The 17,856-nt window shown below is 63.5% G+C and carries 21 protein-coding genes; 20 read left to right on the forward strand and 1 reads right to left on the reverse strand.

Going from position 1 to position 17,856, the window contains the following annotated elements; all coding sequences use genetic code 11:
• Nucleotides 1–4: 4 nt before the first annotated feature.
• From BM234_RS14935 to BM234_RS15030, 20 genes are all read left to right on the forward strand, one after another.
• Nucleotides 5–685: a response regulator transcription factor gene (locus BM234_RS14935; RefSeq protein ID WP_092066409.1), complete on the forward strand. Its 681-nt coding sequence runs from the start codon at nt 5–7 to the stop codon at nt 683–685.
• Nucleotides 686–801: 116 nt separating this feature from the next.
• Entirely contained in the window at nt 802–897 is a 96-nt protein-coding gene (pqqA, locus tag BM234_RS14940) for a pyrroloquinoline quinone precursor peptide PqqA (RefSeq protein ID WP_092066411.1), read from the forward strand.
• A gap of 22 nt (nt 898–919) precedes the next feature.
• Nucleotides 920–1,816, forward strand: coding sequence for a pyrroloquinoline quinone biosynthesis protein PqqB (pqqB, locus tag BM234_RS14945; RefSeq protein ID WP_092066413.1), 897 nt, complete (start codon nt 920–922; stop codon nt 1,814–1,816).
• Complete coding sequence (pqqC, locus tag BM234_RS14950) at nt 1,813–2,562, forward strand: pyrroloquinoline-quinone synthase PqqC (protein ID WP_092066415.1); 750 nt, start codon at nt 1,813–1,815, stop codon at nt 2,560–2,562. The genes pqqB and pqqC overlap by 4 nt, the downstream gene beginning before the upstream one ends.
• Entirely contained in the window at nt 2,559–2,837 is a 279-nt protein-coding gene (gene pqqD / locus BM234_RS14955) for a pyrroloquinoline quinone biosynthesis peptide chaperone PqqD (protein ID WP_092066417.1), read from the forward strand. Before pqqC ends, pqqD begins: the two co-directional genes overlap by 4 nt.
• On the forward strand, nt 2,834–3,943 hold the full coding sequence (gene pqqE, locus BM234_RS14960) for a pyrroloquinoline quinone biosynthesis protein PqqE (protein WP_092066419.1): 1,110 nt from the start codon (nt 2,834–2,836) through the stop codon (nt 3,941–3,943). The genes pqqD and pqqE overlap by 4 nt, the downstream gene beginning before the upstream one ends.
• Before the next feature lie 67 nt (nt 3,944–4,010).
• Nucleotides 4,011–4,931: a hypothetical protein gene (locus BM234_RS14965; protein ID WP_092066421.1), complete on the forward strand. Its 921-nt coding sequence runs from the start codon at nt 4,011–4,013 to the stop codon at nt 4,929–4,931.
• 94 nt (nt 4,932–5,025) lie between these two features.
• Nucleotides 5,026–5,973: an AAA family ATPase gene (locus BM234_RS14970; RefSeq protein WP_175501294.1), complete on the forward strand. Its 948-nt coding sequence runs from the start codon at nt 5,026–5,028 to the stop codon at nt 5,971–5,973.
• Nucleotides 5,970–6,872 (forward strand): DUF58 domain-containing protein, encoded by a 903-nt coding sequence (locus BM234_RS14975; protein WP_092066425.1) that lies wholly within the window; start codon nt 5,970–5,972, stop codon nt 6,870–6,872. Before BM234_RS14970 ends, BM234_RS14975 begins: the two co-directional genes overlap by 4 nt.
• A 2-nt stretch (nt 6,873–6,874) precedes the next feature.
• Nucleotides 6,875–7,246, forward strand: a complete 372-nt coding sequence (locus BM234_RS14980; RefSeq protein ID WP_092066427.1) for a hypothetical protein — start codon at nt 6,875–6,877, stop codon at nt 7,244–7,246.
• Entirely contained in the window at nt 7,239–8,192 is a 954-nt protein-coding gene (locus BM234_RS14985; protein ID WP_092066429.1) for a VWA domain-containing protein, read from the forward strand. Before BM234_RS14980 ends, BM234_RS14985 begins: the two co-directional genes overlap by 8 nt.
• Nucleotides 8,189–9,082, forward strand: a complete 894-nt coding sequence (locus BM234_RS14990) for a VWA domain-containing protein (RefSeq protein ID WP_092066431.1) — start codon at nt 8,189–8,191, stop codon at nt 9,080–9,082. Before BM234_RS14985 ends, BM234_RS14990 begins: the two co-directional genes overlap by 4 nt.
• Nucleotides 9,079–9,771 carry a tetratricopeptide repeat protein gene (locus BM234_RS14995; protein WP_092066433.1) on the forward strand — a complete coding sequence of 231 codons (693 nt, stop codon included), beginning with the start codon at nt 9,079–9,081 and terminating at the stop codon, nt 9,769–9,771. Before BM234_RS14990 ends, BM234_RS14995 begins: the two co-directional genes overlap by 4 nt.
• Nucleotides 9,768–10,970 (forward strand): BatD family protein, encoded by a 1,203-nt coding sequence (locus tag BM234_RS15000; RefSeq protein ID WP_092066435.1) that lies wholly within the window; start codon nt 9,768–9,770, stop codon nt 10,968–10,970. The genes BM234_RS14995 and BM234_RS15000 overlap by 4 nt, the downstream gene beginning before the upstream one ends.
• 81 nt (nt 10,971–11,051) lie before the next feature.
• Nucleotides 11,052–11,696, forward strand: a complete 645-nt coding sequence (gene gfa / locus BM234_RS15005; RefSeq protein WP_092066437.1) for an S-(hydroxymethyl)glutathione synthase — start codon at nt 11,052–11,054, stop codon at nt 11,694–11,696.
• Nucleotides 11,697–11,800: 104 nt separating this feature from the next.
• The gene (locus tag BM234_RS15010) at nt 11,801–12,526 is read left to right on the forward strand and encodes a LuxR C-terminal-related transcriptional regulator (RefSeq protein WP_092066439.1); all 726 of its coding nucleotides are present in this window, start codon (nt 11,801–11,803) and stop codon (nt 12,524–12,526) included.
• Nucleotides 12,527–12,530: 4 nt separating this feature from the next.
• Nucleotides 12,531–13,694, forward strand: coding sequence for an FIST N-terminal domain-containing protein (locus tag BM234_RS15015; RefSeq protein WP_092066441.1), 1,164 nt, complete (start codon nt 12,531–12,533; stop codon nt 13,692–13,694).
• On the forward strand, nt 13,691–15,946 hold the full coding sequence (locus BM234_RS15020) for an ATP-binding response regulator (RefSeq protein ID WP_092066443.1): 2,256 nt from the start codon (nt 13,691–13,693) through the stop codon (nt 15,944–15,946). The genes BM234_RS15015 and BM234_RS15020 overlap by 4 nt, the downstream gene beginning before the upstream one ends.
• A gap of 44 nt (nt 15,947–15,990) precedes the next feature.
• A complete protein-coding gene (locus tag BM234_RS15025) occupies nt 15,991–16,659 on the forward strand; it encodes a hypothetical protein (RefSeq protein WP_092066445.1) in 669 nt (222 codons plus the stop codon).
• Entirely contained in the window at nt 16,656–17,000 is a 345-nt protein-coding gene (locus tag BM234_RS15030) for a hypothetical protein (RefSeq protein WP_092066447.1), read from the forward strand. The genes BM234_RS15025 and BM234_RS15030 overlap by 4 nt, the downstream gene beginning before the upstream one ends.
• Here the strand turns inward: BM234_RS15030 and BM234_RS15035 are convergent.
• A complete protein-coding gene (locus BM234_RS15035; RefSeq protein ID WP_092066449.1) occupies nt 16,997–17,800 on the reverse strand; it encodes a quinoprotein dehydrogenase-associated SoxYZ-like carrier in 804 nt (267 codons plus the stop codon). The two genes, BM234_RS15030 and BM234_RS15035, sit on opposite strands and share 4 nt — an antisense overlap.
• Between the last annotated feature and the right edge of the window lie 56 nt (nt 17,801–17,856).

Below are 17,856 nucleotides of genomic sequence, written 5' to 3' on the forward strand. Positions count from 1 at the left end.
CGGCATGGCGGAAAAACGCATTCTCATCGTTGACGATGATCCGGAGATCACTTCCGCACTCGCACGGGGGCTCACGCTGCATGGCTATGAACCGGAAACCTCCAACCGTGTCGACACCGCCCTTGAGACCCTGCGCACAGGCGGGCTTGCCGCGGCGATTGTGGACGTAATGATTGGGAATGATAGCGGGCTGGACCTTGTGAGACAGATCCGCGACGAGGGCGGGACGACGCCGATCCTCATGCTCAGTGCGCTGACCGAGGTCGAGGACCGCGCGAGGGGCCTTGAGGCGGGCGCGGACGACTACGTGGTGAAGCCGTTCTCCTTTGATGAGTTGATTGCGCGGGTCAAGGTGCAGGAACAACGCGCGCGTGTGAGCAGGCCGCGCGCGCGTCTCGATCCCGCACATTGGAGCCTGACCTCAGGCACGCGGAGCGTTGCCTTGACGCAGCGGGAATTCTCCTTGTTGCGGACCTTGGCCGAGCATCCGGGTGAGGCATTATCGCGCTACACCCTGTTCGAGCGGCTCTGGGCCGGGGAAGGGGCGAGCTCTGAAAATGTGGTGGATGTCTATGTGGGCTATCTACGGCGCAAGCTCGACCCGGCGACGGATTTTGGGTTTGAGATAAAGACGATCCGCAATCGAGGTTTCCAACTGGACGGCACGCCACCAGATATCTGCTAAGCCTCGGACAAAAAACAAACTTTATTTTTTCTTAGAACATGGGTTTTGACTATGAACCTGCCGTCAGGGAAGCTTTGTTCACTCACCAAGTGTGATTCAAAAAGGGAGTAGATGATATGGCCTGGAGCAAACCCCAGATCCGCGAAATCGAATGCGGCATGGAAATCAACATGTACGGACCTGACGGCGGCGACGACGGCGTCCTGTTCTGATATGAAGCGCGCGGAGATCTGAGTGAACATCCGTGCGCGAATACTTGGGGCAGCTGCTGGTGGTGGTCTGCCCCAATGGAACTGCGGGTGCGAGAACTGCAATCTCGCGCGGGCGGGCAAGATCCCGGCTCAATCCCAAAGCTCCGTCGCCTTCTCCGCGAATGGCACCGACTGGGCGATCCTCAATGCCTCGCCCGATATTCGGCAGCAGATGGCCGATTGCCCCGCATTGCATCCAACCGGATTGCGCGAACTTCCCCTACGCTCGGTGCTGCTCACCAACGGCGATATCGATCACGTGGCTGGGCTTCTGACCTTACGCGAGATGCAGCCCTTCACGGTCTTTGCGACCGAGGGTATCCATGAGGTGCTGGCGGAAAACCCGGTGTTTTCCGCGCTGAATGCCTCCGTGGTCACGCGCGAGACGGTACGCCTCGAACAATCGGTGGAGATTGCCCCCGGACTGTCGGCAGCGCTTTTTCCCGTACCGGGCAAGGTGCCACTTTATAAAGAGGGCGAGGTCGTCGAAACTGACCTTCTTGGGGACCAGACTGTCGGGGTGCATCTGAGCGCGGGGGGGAGCGACGCCTACTACATTCCCGGCTGCGCAACGCTGAACGACGATCTGCGGGAACGGCTTAAAGGTGCGGCGCTCATCTTCTTTGACGGCACGCTTTGGCGCGATGATGAGATGGTGCGCGCGGGACTTGGGCAGAAGACCGGAAAGCGCATGGGCCATATGTCGATGAGCGGCGAGGACGGGTCTATTGCGGCCTTTGCCGGGATGGAGGTCGGGCGCAAGGTGTTCGTCCATATGAACAACACCAACCCGGTTCTGCGCCCGGACTCGGCAGAGCGCGCCGAGGCGGAGGCCGCGGGATGGACCATCGGACAGGACGGAATGGAGATCAGCGCATGACACAGACCCGCGAAGAGTTTGAAGCCCGTCTCCGCCAAATCGGTGCCGAGCGTTATCACGACAAGCACCCATTCCACGATATGCTGCACGGCGGGCGGTGTTCTCCGGATCAGGTGCGTGCCTGGGTCATCAATCGCTATTATTATCAACATTCGATCCCGATGAAGGATGCCGCGTTCATGTCGCGCGTCGAGGATCCCGAATTGCGCCGCATGTGGCGGTCCCGCATCGAGGATCATGACGGGACGGAAACGAACCCCGGCGGGATCAAACGCTGGCTGAAGCTGGCGGAGGCCGTCGGGCTGAATCCCGACTATGTCGCCTCTACCGAAGGTGTGTTGCCCGCGACGAAGTTCGCGGTGGATGCCTATGTTCGTTTTGTGCGGGACAAGACGTTGCTGGAGGCCGTCGCCGCGTCGCTGACCGAATTGTTCGCGCCCAAGATCCACGCCCAGCGGATCGAAGGGCTGTTGCAGAACTACGATTTCGCCGACGACAGTTCGCTCTCCTATTTCCGGAATCGCCTGAAAGAAGCACCCAAGGATGTTGCCTTCGGGCTTGCTTGGGTGCTCGACCATGCGACCACGCAGGAAAAGCAGGATGCCGCGGCGAAAGCGCTCGAATTCAAGACCGACGTACTCTGGGCACAGCTTGACGCGCTTTATTCCGCATATGTCGCGCCAGCTCGCGTACCCCCCGGTGCATGGGTCGCCGGCGAAGGTATGGCATTGGCGAGGGCCTCGTGATCGGTCCTGACGATATCCCCTATCTGCCGCGCGGCGTCCGCCTGCACTTTGATCGGGTGCGCGACACGTGGGTCTTGCTCGCGCCCGAACGGGCCATCACGCTCGATCAGGTGGGGCAAGCAATTTTGGCTGAAATCGACGGAGCCCGCAGCTTTGGTGTGATAACCCAAGCGCTTGCGGCGAAATACAACGCCCCCGCCGAAGAGATCGCCAAGGATAGTGCTGGATTTCTCGGCGCGCTCAAGGATCGCCGCTTTCTGGAGTTGCAGCCATGAGTGCCCGCCCACCCATCGCCATGCTGGCCGAACTTACCCATCGCTGTCCGCTGTCGTGCCCCTATTGCTCCAACCCGCTTGAGTTGGCGCGGCAGGAAACCGAGCTTGGGACCGACGATTGGTGCCGGGTGTTCCGTGAGGCCGCGGACCTTGGCGTGCTGCAGCTGCACCTGTCGGGCGGCGAACCGGCGACGCGCCGGGACCTCGTCGACCTGATTGTGGCGGCACGTGAGGCGGGGCTATATACCAACCTCATCACATCCGGTATCGGTTTGAATGAGCGTCGTTTGCACGCGCTGGACGAGGCCGGGCTGGACCATATCCAGCTTTCGCTTCAGGGCACGACGCCGGAGATGGCGGATGAGATTGGCGGATACAAAGGGGGCTTTGCGCGCAAGATGCAGGTCGCCGCGCTGATCAAGGAGATCGGCTTTCCCCTGACCCTCAACGCCGTGTTGCACCGCCGGAACCTGCATCAGCTTCCCCGCGCCATTGAGATGGCCGTGGAAATGGGCGCGCGCCGTATCGAGGTGGCGACCGTACAGTTCCACGGCTGGGCACTGAAAAACCGTGATGCGCTCATGCCAACGATGGAGCAGGCGCGTGACGCCGATGCAATCGTCAAGGACGCACGCAAATCGCTCAAGGGCACGCTGGTCATCGACTACGTGCCGGCCGACTATCATTCCGATTTCCCGAAACGCTGCATGGGCGGCTGGGGCACGACGGGGCTGAATGTGGCGCCGGACGGGGAGGTGCTGCCCTGCCACGCGGCGCAATCGATCCCCCATCTGCAGTTTGACAACGTGCGGGAGAAATCTCTCAACGACATCTGGTACAATGGCAGCGCGTTCAACGCCTATCGTGGCACTGACTGGATGCAGGAACCCTGTCGGTCCTGCGACATGAAGCTTAAGGATTTCGGTGGGTGCCGGTGTCAGGCGATGGCGGTTGTGGGGGACGCGGCCGCGACCGATCCGGTCTGTATCAAGTCGCCCCACCATGGCGCGCTGCAATCTCAGGCAGACGATTTTTCGCACAACGATACCGCCGATCTCATCTACCGCTCTGCTCCGGGCAAGGCGGTTCCCGAACCTGCTGAATAGGCTTGTGATTGGACGCAGGTTCAATCGGGCGCTAGGTCTGTGACAACGGCCAAAGCCCGGACCCGCCATGCGCACCGCTCTGACAGTCCTCTTCCTTCTGGCACTTTCGCTTTCGGCGCGGGCAGAAACAGATCGGGCGGTCTACCTCGATCTGGCGCGCAAGGGCTGGGTCTATGAGCTTCGGACCGCCATGTGGAAACGCAAGAGCGCCGTGCCCATCAGGATAAACGGGCGGGACATGGCGGGTGCTGCCCTCTGCATCGTGGGGGAGCCGCCGCACCCGCAGACCCGAGCGACCCTCGAAGAGTTCGGCGCACTGATGCGAGAGATCTTCGGCAAGACCCTTCCAATGCGATATGCGGGCAACGATCTGCGGCTCTGCGGGACCGGGCGCTCCATCTATCTTCGGCTGTACTCGGGCCATGCACCGCGGCGCGCGTATAATGCCGACCTGAAGACCTTGGACGATTCCTATCTGATCGGCTTCGCGCCGGGGCGAGAGTATTTCGTGCTCTCCCCCGCGCAGGCCCAGACCTTCTTTGGTGCGCGTGGGCGCGCGACCCATCTGCTCGTGAAGCAACCCGCCGCACCGGGCCCCACGGATCTTGAAAGTCAGTTCTTTGCCTCCATCCTGGTGGAGGAACTCTATCAATCCTTCACCTTCGGCATGGACATTCTGCACTTCGATCCCGAAATCGCCTTTGCCTCGAAGCTGGAGGAACAGCCCTTCGACATGCGCAACCTGCCGTGGGATTCGCCGGTCTTCATGCGGGCTTTGTTGCGATCAAATCCCTCGGGGCTGTGCCGCTTTGACATCTTCATGATGCATGCGCTTGCCCGCGCGCCGGTCGATCGGACCAACAACCCCGATTTCCTCAGCTATATCGACGCCGCGTTCGACGATCTTCTCGGCAAAGCCGATGAAACGGTTGCGCGGTTCGCGGCCTCTTCGCTGCTTGATCGCAGTTGCGCGCTCGTTGCCAACTGAGACCAAGGGCGGTCTTCCCTCCCGGCTTGCCGGTGCTCTACGCTGCGGCAGGAGCGAGGGTCGCCAGACGGCGACGGGGGGGGAAATGGAAACCATGGTGCAAGCGCAACCGGCGCGGCTTCAGGCGCTGAGCGGACATCTGGCAGAGGGACTTGTCGGGCACGAGGTGCTGATCGAGAGGCTGCTGATCGGTGTGCTGACGGGGGGGCACCTTTTGGTGGAGGGCGCGCCGGGGCTGGCCAAAACACGGGCCGTCAAATGGCTTTCCGACGCCATGACAGGAAGTTTCGCGCGCATTCAATGCACGCCCGACCTTCTCCCCGCCGACCTGACCGGCACGCCGGTGTTCCGCCCTCAGACGGGAACCTTTGAGTTCGTTCCCGGCCCGGTGTTCCACAATCTGGTGTTGGTCGACGAGATCAACCGCGCACCTCCCAAGGTGCAATCGGCCCTCCTCGAAGCCATGGCGGAACGGCAGGTCACGAGCGGGAACGAGACGATGGCGCTGCCCGATCCGTTTCTCGTGGTAGCGACACAGAATCCCATCGAGCATGACGGCACCTTCCCACTCCCGGAGGCACAGCTTGACCGGTTCATGATGCACGTTGTTCTGGGCCTGCCGGATGCAGAGACGGAGCGGCGCATACTGGATCTGGTTGAGGCGGAGGGGCAAGGGGCACCGACACCGCCGCCGCCCCTTGCGCTTTATGAAATCCGGGCCGCGCGGTCTGAGGCGATGCAGGTGCATCTGGCGCCCGCGCTCCGTGATTATATCGTGCGTCTGGTGACCGCCACGCGTACCGAGCCGTTCTCCCGCGATATCGAACATCCGGTCTCGCCGCGCGGTTCGCTGGCGTTGGCCGCGTCGGCCAAGGCGCGGGCGTGGCTGCGGGGGCGGGATCACGCCCTGCCCGAAGACGTGGCCGCTCTGGCACCGGATGCACTGGCCCATCGCATGGTCTTGACGTGGCGGGCGGTGGCCGACGGGCGGACTGCCCGCGCACTGATTTCCGACGTGCTCGCCGCGGTCGAGCCGCTATGACCGGGCCGCTCGACGCGCCGGGGGTCACTCTGCGGGCGAGCGACCTGATCGCGCTGCGCCGACTGGCGCTGGAACGGCAAGTGCCGCCCCCGGTCGCCGCGCTTCCCGGTGGTTTCGTCACCCGCAGGCGCGGCCATGGACAGGAGATCGCCGACGTCCGTGAATATGTGGCGGGCGATGATATCCGGCACCTTGATCGTGGCAGTACGGCGCGCACCGGCGTGTTGCATATCCGGTCCTTTCAGGAGGAGCGCGACCGGGTGACGATCCTTGTCGCTGATTTCCGGCCTGCCATGCTTTGGGGGCTGTCGCGTGCGTTCTTGTCCGTCGCTGCTGCCGAGGCGCTCGTGTTGATCGGCTGGCGCGCGGTGGAGGAGGGCGGCCGCGTCGGGTTGCTGGCGCTTGGGGCAGGAGAGCCGGTAGCGCTGGCCCCGCGCGGGCGCACGCGCGGCATGCTGCAGGTGATCGGCGGGCTGGTGCGGGCCCATGAGGCCGCGCTCGGCCTTGCCCTCGCCGGGGAGCGGGAGGATCCTCCCTTTGATGCGGGGTTCCAACGGATCGAGCGCATTGCCCCTGCGGGATGTGAGATCATCATCGCCTCCGGTTTCGATGCGGCTGGAGAAGGGCTGCCCGACAGGCTTGCCGCCCTCAGTCAGCGACGGGTGCCGCGACTTCTGGCAATGACCGAAGGCGCGACGCGCCGTTTGCCGCCGGGATCCTATCCGATCCGACTGGCCGATGGTCGCCGCCGACGCCTTCGGATCAGTGGCCCCGCCGACACCCCGCCCGAAACGTTGGCCATCGCGGGCCAGCAAGCGCTGGTGATTGATGCGGGCGCGCCGCTCTCTGAAACCGCGCTTCGCCTTGCCGGGGCCTTCCCGCCGGACCGAACGCCCTGATCATGGCCGAACGCGCCCTGACCCGTGATGCCGTGCTGCAGGGATTGCAGGATATCCGCCTTCCGGCGGACGCCCCCGGCGGTTTTCTTGCCGAACTTCTCGTGGCGCTCGGGGCCGGTTTGTTTTTCGCGCTGCTGCTTGCGATCCTCGCGCGGGCGGTGCTCCGGTTTCAACCCAAGGCGCGGCCCCGAACGCTTTCGGGGAGGATTGCGGATCTGCGGGGCCTCGGACCTGAGCGGCAGGCCTTGGGCCTTCTGGCGCTGGTGAAACAGCGGCGCCCCGAGGTGTACGCTCGTTATGCCCGCGATCTTTATCAGGCTGATGGAATGCCGAGCGTCGAGGCGCTGGAGAGGGAGCTTGCCGCCTGTGATTGAGCTTGCTGCCCCGCTTGCCTTGTTGCTTTTGCCGGTGCCGCTCCTCGCGGTTCGGCTGATGCCCGGCCGTCGTCATCAAGGCCCGGCGCTCGCGGTGCCCGACTCCGTGGGGCGCGGCCTGCTGGCGGATGCTGGAACGGGGGGCAGGTTACCGCGCGCGCGCGACATCCCGCTATGGGCCGCATGGCTCTGTCTGGTGCTGGCGCTTGCCGGTCCTCGGGATCTTCTGCCTATTCCCGCGCTCAAGGTTTCGGGGCGGGATCTGGCAATAGCGCTCGATCTGAGCGGCTCCATGGTGCGGGACGATTTCTATCTCAATGAGCAGCAGATCACCCGGCTGGATGCGGTCAAACATGTGGGGGCGGATTTTGCCCGGCGGCGCGCGGGGGATCGTGTTGCGCTCATCGTCTTTGGGTCGGATGCTTATTATGCCGCTCCGTTTTCTTATGACACCGAAGCCATTGCACGCCGGATCGAAGAGGCCACCATCGGCATTTCGGGCCGGGCGACCAATATCTCCGACGCACTCGGCCTTGCGCTCAAGCGGATGGAACAGTCGGACGCGGCGACCAAGGTGGTGATCCTTCTGTCCGACGGTGTCAGCAATGCCGGCGCGACCAACCCCCGCGGGGTCGCGCGTCTTGCCGCCGACATGGGGGTACGCGTCCACACGATCGCCTTGGGGCCGAAAGATACCGAAACGGCGGAGGCGGGCGAAAACGGCGTGGTCGATGCGGCGACGCTGCGCGCCATCTCTGATCTGAGCGGGGGCACGAGCTTTCGCGTGCGCACAACCCAGGATCTGGAAGCCGTCGCAGAGGAACTCGACCGGTTGGAGGCAACAGCGGGGGATGGGTTGGCCGCGGAGGTCTACCAGGAGCTTTGGGTCTATCCCGCCGCTCTCGCGGCGCTCTTGTGCCTCTGGATCGCGTGGAGGCCGGAATGACGGGACTGATCCTGCTCCGTCCGGCATGGCTGCTTGCGATTGTGGGGCTGCTCCTTGCCGCATGGGGTCTGCGCCGCCGCCGCGCTGGTGTTGGGGATTGGTCCAGAGTTGCCGACACGCACATGATGAGCGCCCTCCGGGCACTTGGCCACGTAGACGAATCCGCAGGCGCAATACGCGGCTGGCTCGCGCTGGCGGCTGCGGGGATCATCGTTGTGGCCATGGCTGGCCCAGCTGTGGAGCGGCGCGATGCCTCGGCCTTCCGCAATCTGGATGCGGTTGTTCTGGTGCTCGATGCCTCCCCGTCGGTTACCGCGTCGGCTGATTGGTCGGCGATGATGACCATGGGGCGCTTTGCCATCTCATCGCTGGGCAGCCGACCGGCGGGGCTCATTGTCTATGCGGGCGATGCCTATGTCGCCACGGATCTGACTGCCGATACCGGACAACTGGGCCAGACCCTGTCGCTCGTGACCGCCGAAACGGTTCCCGATCCCGGCAGCCGTCCTGAACGTGGCCTGTCCCTCGCGGCGCAGATGCTGGCTGAGGGGCAGGTGCTGGCGGGGGATGTGATCCTGTTGACCGATGGCGGGGGGCTCGGCCCGGCGTCGCTGCAGCAGGCGGCGGCGATCGCGGGGGCCGGGGCACGGCTCTCAGTAATTGCCCCCGATCCGGCAGAGCCCGAGATTGCGGTGTTGACCCAAGCCGGGGAGGGCCGCGCCTTTGGTCTGGCGGATGCCGAAGACTTGGCAAGCTTTCTGAAGGATGACGGGCGCACGCGGCTGGAGCAACAGGACTGGCCGCTTCTTTTCTGGGCCGATCGCGGGCGCCTGTTGCTGCTCTTGGCCTTGGTGCCGATGGTGATGCTCTTTCGGAGGCGGGCAGAATGAAGCGCGCGGGGGTGCTTTCGACTATTGCGGCGGGCTGTTTCGCGCTCGCGGCGCTGCTTGGTGGAACCGGCCCGTTCGGGCGCGTGCTGATGGCGCTTGGCATGCCCGGAATGGCCGCGCAGGTCTTTACCGATCCCGGTTGGCGCGGCGCGGCGCAATACCGGGCCGGGGATCATGCCGCCGCCGTCGCATCTTTTCGTGAGGCAAGAGACCTCCTTGGCCGGGGCAACGCGCTTGTCCACACCGAAGACTACGCCGCCGCGCTCGAAGCCTATGACGTGGCGCGGGCAGGCGGCGATGCCGATGCCGCGGCGAATTTCGATCTGGTCGCGGCCTATTACGCCGGTCTGGCTCTTGATCCCGAAGGCCCGATAGCGTGGTTCGATAACAAGGACGGGGGAGAGGGGGCCATCGTCGAGGCGTCCATCGCGCAAGGGTCTGCCCGCGCGGCGGGGGCCGGGGACGAAAGCACCAACACCGGGGCCTTGCTGGGGTTGCCCGAACTGCTCACCCATGGCGCGCGCCGCGTGCGAAAGGTTTTCGATGACAAGTTCATGGTCGCCAACGAACGCTGGCTGGCCACCTTGGCGGATGTGCCGGGCGAATATCTTGATGCCCGTATCCAGCATGAGCGCAAGCGGCGCATAGAGTTGGGTCTGTCGCCGCCCGAGCCGGAGGATCCGCGATGAGATGGGTCGTGATGTGGTTTCTGGTCCTGACTGGGGTCGCGGGGGCGCAGACCAGTGAGGTTTTCCCCGATGAGTTGCGATTGACCGTAACCGTAGAGCAGTCCGCAGAAATGCCGTTTCAGGGTGAGATGATCCTACTGACCATCCATGGCGCCTATCGCAGGCACATAACACTTGAAAACCTCGTCCAGCCTGATCTGGAAGGGTTCAACTGGATGCAACTGGGCGAAGACCACTGGTACGAAACGCGGGAGAGCGGCCGCCCGGTCAAGAATTTCCGCCGCAGAATGGCGCTCTTCCCCGAAAACGCCGGGGAGTTGACCATCGGGGCCTTTACCCACGAATTGACCCTGACGGACGAGGGCGATGATTGGTTCGATCATGCGATTACCTCCGAGCCTGTTACGATCACGGTACGCGCGGCGCCCGCAACAGAGGGCTGGTGGCTTCCCGTCCGGTCGCTTCGCGTGTCGGATCAGTGGTCGAATGCCCCCGATCAGTTGCAACCGGGCGAGGGCGTGCTCCGGGTGATCCGGGTAGAGGCAGTGGGCGCATCGCCAGAGATGTTGCCGCCGATGCCGGAATTGACCTCCCCAAGCGCGATGATCTTTCCGCATCCGGAAAAGCGGCTTGTCGAACTCTCCCCCGAGGGGCCGATCGCCTATACTTTCTGGCGCTGGACGATCCAGCCGACCAATACGACCTCCGCCATCGTGGAGCCCATCGTCTTTGACTACTTCAATACGCAAACGCGGCAGAGCCATGAGGTCAATATCTCTGCCCAACGCATCGCCTATACCCAATCGGAAATCGCGCCGGTTGCGACGGTCCCGGATTCGGCGAGCCTGCGTCCGGGGGGCGTGATGTTGGGGCTGTGCCTCGGTGTTGGTCTCGCCGGGGTCGCGCTCCTTGCTGGTAGGCGGGTTTCGGTGGTGCCGCAAAACGCGTTCTTCGATCCGTTGCGACGACAGCTTCGCGCGGGCCTGCGCCGAGACGATCCGCGACAGGTCCGCCGGGCAATGGCCGCCCTCATGCGACGGGACGGGAGCGGCAAGGCCGAGAGCGCCCTCTTGTCGGACCTTGACGCTGCCCTTTTCGCGCCGACCCCGACGCACCCCGATCTGCGCCGCCTTGTGCGGGCCTTTGTCACCGCCCGGCGGAAGCGCGCAACGACACTGCCGACCGAGACCATCGGCTGAATTGCGGGGGGACCGCTCCGGGCGCACAGTGATCATTGACGCGGCGTAAAATGAACTGCGTTCGGAAAAAGGGAGTGGCGAATGGGACTATTGTCAAGGCTGTTTGGCGGAGATGGCGGCAACACGGGGGCGGTAAAAGCGGCGCCGGGGCCAAGCAACGTCAAGATTCACCCGGCTGTGGACAACGGCATCAAACCAGCGAAACCGGGGTTTTCGGGCGGCACGTTGCGCTGTCACTGCAAGACCAATCCCGTGGTCGTGAAGGTGTCGGATCAAACGGCGCATAACCACGTTTGCGGCTGCACGAAATGCTGGAAGCCCAAGGGGGCTGTCTTCAGTCAGGTCGCCGTCGTCGGACGCGACAAGGTGCAGGTGCTGGAGAATGGCGACAAGTTGCACGTCATCGACGAAAGCGCCGCGATCCGTCGTACTGCGTGCCGTGAATGCGGTGTGCACATGATCGGCAGGATTGAGGATCAGGGGCATCCGTTCCACGGGCTGGACTTCATCCATACGGAACTGTCGCCAGATGCGGGATGGTCCCCGGTCGAATTCGGCGCCTTCTGCTCTTCGGTCATCGAATCGGGTGTGGAGCCATCGCGGATGCCCGCCATTCGCGCCCGAATCAAGGAGTTGGGGGTCGAGCCTTACGACTGTCTCTCGCCACCTCTGATGGATGCGATTGCCACCCATGTGGCCAAGGCGAAGGGTGTTCTTCCCGCCTGAACCGGTTTGAACCCGGGTTCGAAAGATCCTCTCGAATGAGGGGCGGCTCGTTGTTGCGTGAGCGCGGGTTTTATTGCTAACCTCCCGTCGGGAGGAATTTGGCAATGATACACGGGGGTTTGGGAAACTCACCCAACCGAATGCGGATGCTCGTCATCGACGATCATCCGCTTTATGGGGATGCACTGGCCGCGACCTTGGCGCAGTTGTATCCCGGCAGTCGCATTGTCACCGCGACGAGCCTCGGAGCGGGGCTGCGCGAACTGGGGCCGGACTTCTCGCCGGATCTCGTGATGCTCGACCTGAAACTGCCGGATGTGACCGGGATCAGCGGCTTTCTTCGCCTGCGCGATGCAGTTGACGAAGCGCCGATCGTGGTCGTCTCCGCCATCGCGTCGAGCGATGTGGTGCAGGCGGTCATGGGGGCTGGTGCCTCTGGATTCGTGCCGAAGGAGACGCCGGTGGCTGAGCTTAGTGCGGCCCTCGCCGCCGTGGTCGCGGGAGAGATCTATCTGCCCCCGGAATACCGCGGGGCCTGTTCGGGGCCGGCGCCACGCGCCACCGACATGCAGGATGCGAGCGAACGGATCGCCGCCCTCACGCCGCAGCAGCTTCGGATCATGAAACTGATCTGTGCCGGCAAGCCGAACAAGCAGATCGCCTATGAGTTGTCCTTGGCCGAGGCCACCGTGAAGGCGCATATCACCGCGCTTCTCCGGCGTCTCGGGGTGCAAAACCGAACACAGGCCGCGGTATTGATGGAGAGCGCGAGCTTTGGCGCCGGTCCCAATGGGTCGGCCGATGCCGCGCGGGTCTTCCTGACCCATTGACCCGATGTTGAACGCAGCGCCGCCAGTTGCCCCACTCTTCGGAATAGCCGTCTCGCGCGCCGAGACGGCCGAAGACGTCGTGCGGGAGATGAGTGAGGCGCTGATCGGGCGCGACATCTGTTTCCTGCTCGTCTTTGTGCCCGACCGGCTTGAACTTGCGGAGATGGCGCCCGCGCTCAACCGGCACTTCTCCGGCATTCCGGTCTTTGGTTGCACCACCGCGGGACAGATCGCCCCCGACACCGGCTATGATGCCGATGCACTTGTGGCAATTGCCTTTCCCAAGCGGCATTTTCGCTGCGCTTCCATGTTGATCGACCCGTTGAACCCGCTCCCCATCAAGGAGATTTCGACCAATGCACGGCGGCTGGCGGCGCAGTTTCAGCGTACGGCGGATTGGAACCGGCTGGCGCTCATCTTTGCCGACGGGCTCTCGCGCCAAGAGGACCTGCTTGTTGCCGCCCTCGCGACTGCCCTTGATGATCTGCCCCTGTTCGGCGGCTCCGCTGGCCACGCCCTTCGCTTTGATGAGACCCATGTGCTGCACGGCGGACAGTTCCACCGCGATGCGGCCCTGCTGCTGCTGCTTGAAACCGACCTTGAATATGCGGGGCTGGGGTTCGATCACTTCCTGCCGACCGACAAGCACATGGTCGTCACCGAAGCCATCCCCGAGGAACGGGTTGTGCTGGAACTGAACGGCGCGCCCGCCGCGCAGGAATATGCCCGGCTCGTGGGGTGCGACGTGGATCGGCTTTCGCCCGAGGTCTTTGCGGAAAATCCCGTGCTCGTGCGCAACAGTTCCATGTACCACGTGCGCGCGATCCAGAAGGTACATCAGGGCGGCGCGCTCGCCTTCTTCTCCGCCATCGACGATGGGCTTTTACTGACACTGGGGGAGGGGCAGGAGGTTTTGCGCACGTTGGAAGAGGGCCTCGGGCTGAAGGACGCCGCAGGTCGCCCCCCGGAGATGATCCTTGGGTTTGACTGCTTTCTGCGCTTGCTGGAGATCGAAACCAAGGCCATGCGTCTTGATGCGTCGGAAATCCTCAAACGGCACCGGGTTGTCGGCTTCAACACCTATGGCGAACAGCATTGCGGCGTCCACGTGAACCAGACCTTTGTTGGTGTGGCCTTCTTTCAACCGCGCCGGAGAGACCTCCATTGATCGATCCCGCCGATCCGCTTGAGGTACAGGTCGCCAAACAGACCAAGATCATCGACGCGCTTGTGCGCCGTGCGGGCCGCCAGCATGAGATCGGCGACAGCGCCTATGCCGCGTTTCAATCCGCCATCGCCCTTCAGGGTCAGATCTGGGCGCGAACCCGGGATCTTCAACGCGCCTCGGATGAGTTGGAACAGGTGCGGTTCGACCGGGAACGCACACGCAAGAACCTGACCGACGCTCTGTCGGTGATGGAGGGGGGATTTGCGCTCTTTGCCGATGGCAAGCTTCAGATCTTCAACGACCTCTTCATCTCGCTGCTGCCGGACATCTCGGATCGCATCCTGCCCGGACTGGAGGTGGAGGCCTATTTTTCCGCCGTCGCCCAGAGTCGCCATCTGGTGAGCCGCGACCGCGGGATGCGCCAGGCGCTGGCCGAAGTGCGCGCGTCCGGGCACCGGGCCTTGGCCAACATCGTGATCGAGATCGAAGGCGACCGTTGGTACCAGCTCAGCCAACAGCGCACGAGTTCCGACAATCTCGTGGTGCTCCAGACGGACATTACCGATCTGGTGCGCAAGAACCGGTCCGAAAAGGATCACCTGATCGACATGCAGGCGCATTACCTGCAAGCCGCGATCGATCATATGAGCGTCGGCATCGGCACCTTCAGTCAGGACGGCACGCTCATGATCCGCAACGCGCGGTTCGGCGAATTGCTGGGTCTGCCCATGCGGCTTTTGCAGAGCGAGACACGTTTCGGCGCAATCCTCGATTTCCTGCGCGGACAAGGGGAATTGGCCCGCAGCAGCCTCGCGCTCTTCGACGGGTGGCGCAATCGCCTGCGAGAGGAAGGGCGGTTGCGCAAACGGCTTCGGTATCGGTCGGGCCGGGTTCTGGAATTGCATGCACACCGCCTTCCTGACGGCGGATTTCTGGTGGACGTGGCCGATGCGACGCTGGAGGCGCGCGCCACGGATATCCTTGAAAAACGGGTGGAGGAACGGACCTCCGAGCTCACCGAGGCGAACCGCCGGCTGACCGAGCAATCGGAGCATCAGGCGCAGGTCGAGGAGGAGTTGCGCCTTGCCAAGGAGGCCGCCGAGGCCGCCGTTTCCTCCAAGACCCGCTTTCTCGCCGCGGCCAGCCATGACCTTCTGCAACCGATCAACGCGGCCAAGCTGCTGATCTCCACCTTGTCGGACATGACCGAGGGCACGGAATATTCCGGCGTGGTCGAACGTCTGGAGCGGTCCTTTACCTCCACCGAAAACCTGCTCCATGCCCTGCTCGACATCTCGCGGCTGGAAAGCACGGGCAGCGGGCTGTCCCCGTCGGAATTCTGTCTGGGGCCGATCATGCAGGCGGTGATCGAGGATCAGGCCCCCGTGGCCGCCGCCAAGGGCGTACGGCTCGATGTGATTCCCTCCTCGGCATGGGTGCGAAGTGATCAACGTTACCTGCTCCGCTCGATCCAGAATTTGGTGGTCAACGCGATTCAGTACACCGACCGGGGCCGTGTGCTCGTCGGGTGCCGCAAACGGGGCCCCGATGCCGTGACGCTGGAGGTGTGGGACACCGGGATCGGCATTTCCCACAAGGATCAGACCCGCATCTTCGAGGAATTCACCCGCGCCGAAAACGTACCGCCGGGGTCTGGCATGGGTCTTGGCCTGTCGATCGTGGACCGGACCTGCCGGCACCTCGGGCATGTGGTCGGGGTCCGCTCCAAGCCGGGTGTCGGCTCTGTCTTTTCCATCGAGATGGCGCGCGTGGCGCCGCATCGACTGCGCCCCATGCGCCAACTTACCCTGCCTGAATACGGAAATGGGGTTCTGAACCTGCTGGTGATCGTGATCGAGAACGATCCCGATGTGCTCTTTGCCACGGTGCGCAAGCTCGAGAGTTGGGGGGCGAGCGTCTTTGGCACCCGTTCCACCGTGGAGGCGCTTGAGGTCGTTGCCGATATGGGCATCGCGCCCGACATCATCGTCGCGGACTATCAGCTTGACGGCAAGGATACCGGGGTGGAGGCTATCACCGCCGTCCGCACCGCGAGCGGCGTCCACGTGCCCGCCATCATGGTCACTGCTGACCGGGGTGTGGATCTCGTGCGTATCGGCGAGGCACAGGATTTTTCCGTGATGCCGAAACCCGTGAACCTGGTGCATCTGCGCAGCCTGATCGCCCGCAAGACGCAGGAACCCGCCCACTTTTCCGGTCTTGCCTCGGGCACCGACAAAAGTATCGCATGACAGCAGGGTTCGAGGCCGTAGAGTCGACGTCTGGGAGGAACGGAATGAAGCACGCACTCATCGGAATGGCCCTTGCGGCCGCTCTTGCGATCACAGGTCCCGCCACAGCGGAGATGACCGGATCGGAGGAAACCTACGACTTGCTGTTCCGCGACGGAACGCTCGACGACATCTCCATGGACAGCCGCCTCGTCTATGCCCGCGAGGTGGTCAACGCGATCAAGCCCGAAACCGCGACCCGCGACACCGGCGAGATATCCCTGGCCTTCACCGAAGGGGAGCCGCCACAGGCGGAACTGGAATTCCGGCAGGACGAAAAGCATCGCGGGCTGGGCAGCTTTCCCAAGCGGGTCGGCAACCCGATCATCATGTATTTCGTCGAAACTGTCGTGCGCGACATGGCCGAAACCGCGGGCGGTAGCCCATTCTACATTCGCAACCGTGTGAAGGAATCGCTGATCCGCCCGGCAGAGATCGAAGAGGCCGAAATCGACATCGACGGGGTCGCGACCCCCGCGCAGGTGATCACCCTGCGCCCCTTTGAAAACGATCCCAACGGCGAGCGGATGGCCGGGTTCGACAAGCTGGCGCTGACCGTCACCATGTCGGAGGCCGTACCCGGTTGGTATCAACAGCTTGCCGCCGAAGTGCCGGGAGAGAATGGTCCGGTCTATCGCTCCATATTGAAGATCGAGGAGGCGGATCTGGAATGAAACGCATCCTCCTGACCCTTCTGCTTGTCGCTGGCACCGCCGGTGCCCAGACGACGCGTGATCGGCTCAATGACTATCCGACAGAGGCGCGGGCCGACTATGTGTTCGGCTGCATGGCGGTCAACGGGCAGGGGCGCGACGTTCTGGGCAAATGCAGTTGCTCCATCGACGTGATCGCCGAGATCCTGCCCTATGAGGATTACCTGCAGGCAGAGACGGTGCTTTCGATGCAGCAGGTCGGGGGGGAGCGCATGGCGTTCTTCCGCTCGGCCGCGATGCCCCAAGCCATCGTCGCCGAGCTTCGCCGCGCACAGGCCGAGGCGGAGATACGCTGCTTCTAGCCCTGCGCCGTCTTGGGTAGGGTCTGTTCAAAGACGTTGCCCTCGGTGTCGCGGGCACGGATGTGAAAGTTCGGCGCGCCATTGTCGCTATAGCCAAACCGGAACACCGGGTTTTCGCTGATGGAGATCCCACCCGTCATGGTGAACAACAGATCATCCCCCTGCCGGACTTCAAGCTCGTCGATGAAATGGGCGGGAATGAACAGGTGGGTGACCTGATCGCGCTGCAGGCCCGAGTAGTTGGGATGGCGGATCATGATCTGTGCCTCGCGCCGGGCGGTGGACATCATCGGCTCCCCGAACTGGCGCAGTTTCATCTGGCCCATGGCGTTCAGTGCAAGCGCGGGGTCTTTCGTCGCCGGGGCGGAACACCCGCCCGAGGCCTTGACGAAACGCCCGGTCATGAAGCTGCCCGTGTCGGTCGTGGCGATCACGCGGACATTGGAATACTGGTTCACCCGAACCCGCAATTCGAAATCGAGCGGCACCATAGCGGCCCCAAAGGCCACTTCCGCCGCCAAGGGGGCCGGGTTTTCGTCAATGACCACGGTCACAGACTGTATCGTCGCGTCGGGGTTCGTCTGGCGGATGACCACCGGAACCGTGGCGGCGTCATGCGCGCGATAGGGGGCGTCGACGGAGAATACCCCGTTTCCCTCCGCAGGCTCGATGTCACCCAGAATATCATACTTCATGTCCGTCCAGCTTTCGCTGTCGATCAGTGGATTCTGGATGGTCTCTTCGGCGAAAAGCGGCGTGGCAAGCCCCGTGGCGATGGCTGCGGCGAAGAGCAGTTTCATGGGAAGTCCCCCTCTGCGAACGACATATTGCACGAAGTTATGCCACACTGGCGGGC

The sequence above is a fragment of the Poseidonocella pacifica genome, from assembly GCF_900111875.1.
GTDB classification, from domain to species: Bacteria; Pseudomonadota; Alphaproteobacteria; order Rhodobacterales; family Rhodobacteraceae; genus Poseidonocella; species Poseidonocella pacifica.

Bases quoted from the DNA above. Each gene is read 5' to 3' on its own strand.
- BM234_RS14935 (WP_092066409.1), top strand. From the start codon at position 5: ATGGCGGAAAAACGCATTCTCATCGTTGACGATGATCCGGAGATCACT.
- pqqA (WP_092066411.1), top strand. From the start codon at position 802: ATGGCCTGGAGCAAACCCCAGATCCGCGAAATCGAATGCGGCATGGAA.
- pqqC (WP_092066415.1), top strand. From the start codon at position 1,813: ATGACACAGACCCGCGAAGAGTTTGAAGCCCGTCTCCGCCAAATCGGT.
- pqqE (WP_092066419.1), top strand. From the start codon at position 2,834: ATGAGTGCCCGCCCACCCATCGCCATGCTGGCCGAACTTACCCATCGC.
- BM234_RS14965 (WP_092066421.1), top strand. From the start codon at position 4,011: ATGCGCACCGCTCTGACAGTCCTCTTCCTTCTGGCACTTTCGCTTTCG.
- BM234_RS14970 (WP_175501294.1), top strand. From the start codon at position 5,026: ATGGTGCAAGCGCAACCGGCGCGGCTTCAGGCGCTGAGCGGACATCTG.
- BM234_RS14975 (WP_092066425.1), top strand. From the start codon at position 5,970: ATGACCGGGCCGCTCGACGCGCCGGGGGTCACTCTGCGGGCGAGCGAC.
- BM234_RS14980 (WP_092066427.1), top strand. From the start codon at position 6,875: ATGGCCGAACGCGCCCTGACCCGTGATGCCGTGCTGCAGGGATTGCAG.
- BM234_RS14990 (WP_092066431.1), top strand. From the start codon at position 8,189: ATGACGGGACTGATCCTGCTCCGTCCGGCATGGCTGCTTGCGATTGTG.
- BM234_RS14995 (WP_092066433.1), top strand. From the start codon at position 9,079: ATGAAGCGCGCGGGGGTGCTTTCGACTATTGCGGCGGGCTGTTTCGCG.
- BM234_RS15000 (WP_092066435.1), top strand. From the start codon at position 9,768: ATGAGATGGGTCGTGATGTGGTTTCTGGTCCTGACTGGGGTCGCGGGG.
- gfa (WP_092066437.1), top strand. From the start codon at position 11,052: ATGGGACTATTGTCAAGGCTGTTTGGCGGAGATGGCGGCAACACGGGG.
- BM234_RS15010 (WP_092066439.1), top strand. From the start codon at position 11,801: ATGATACACGGGGGTTTGGGAAACTCACCCAACCGAATGCGGATGCTC.
- BM234_RS15015 (WP_092066441.1), top strand. From the start codon at position 12,531: ATGTTGAACGCAGCGCCGCCAGTTGCCCCACTCTTCGGAATAGCCGTC.
- BM234_RS15025 (WP_092066445.1), top strand. From the start codon at position 15,991: ATGAAGCACGCACTCATCGGAATGGCCCTTGCGGCCGCTCTTGCGATC.
- BM234_RS15030 (WP_092066447.1), top strand. From the start codon at position 16,656: ATGAAACGCATCCTCCTGACCCTTCTGCTTGTCGCTGGCACCGCCGGT.
- BM234_RS15035 (WP_092066449.1), bottom strand. From the start codon at position 17,800: ATGAAACTGCTCTTCGCCGCAGCCATCGCCACGGGGCTTGCCACGCCG.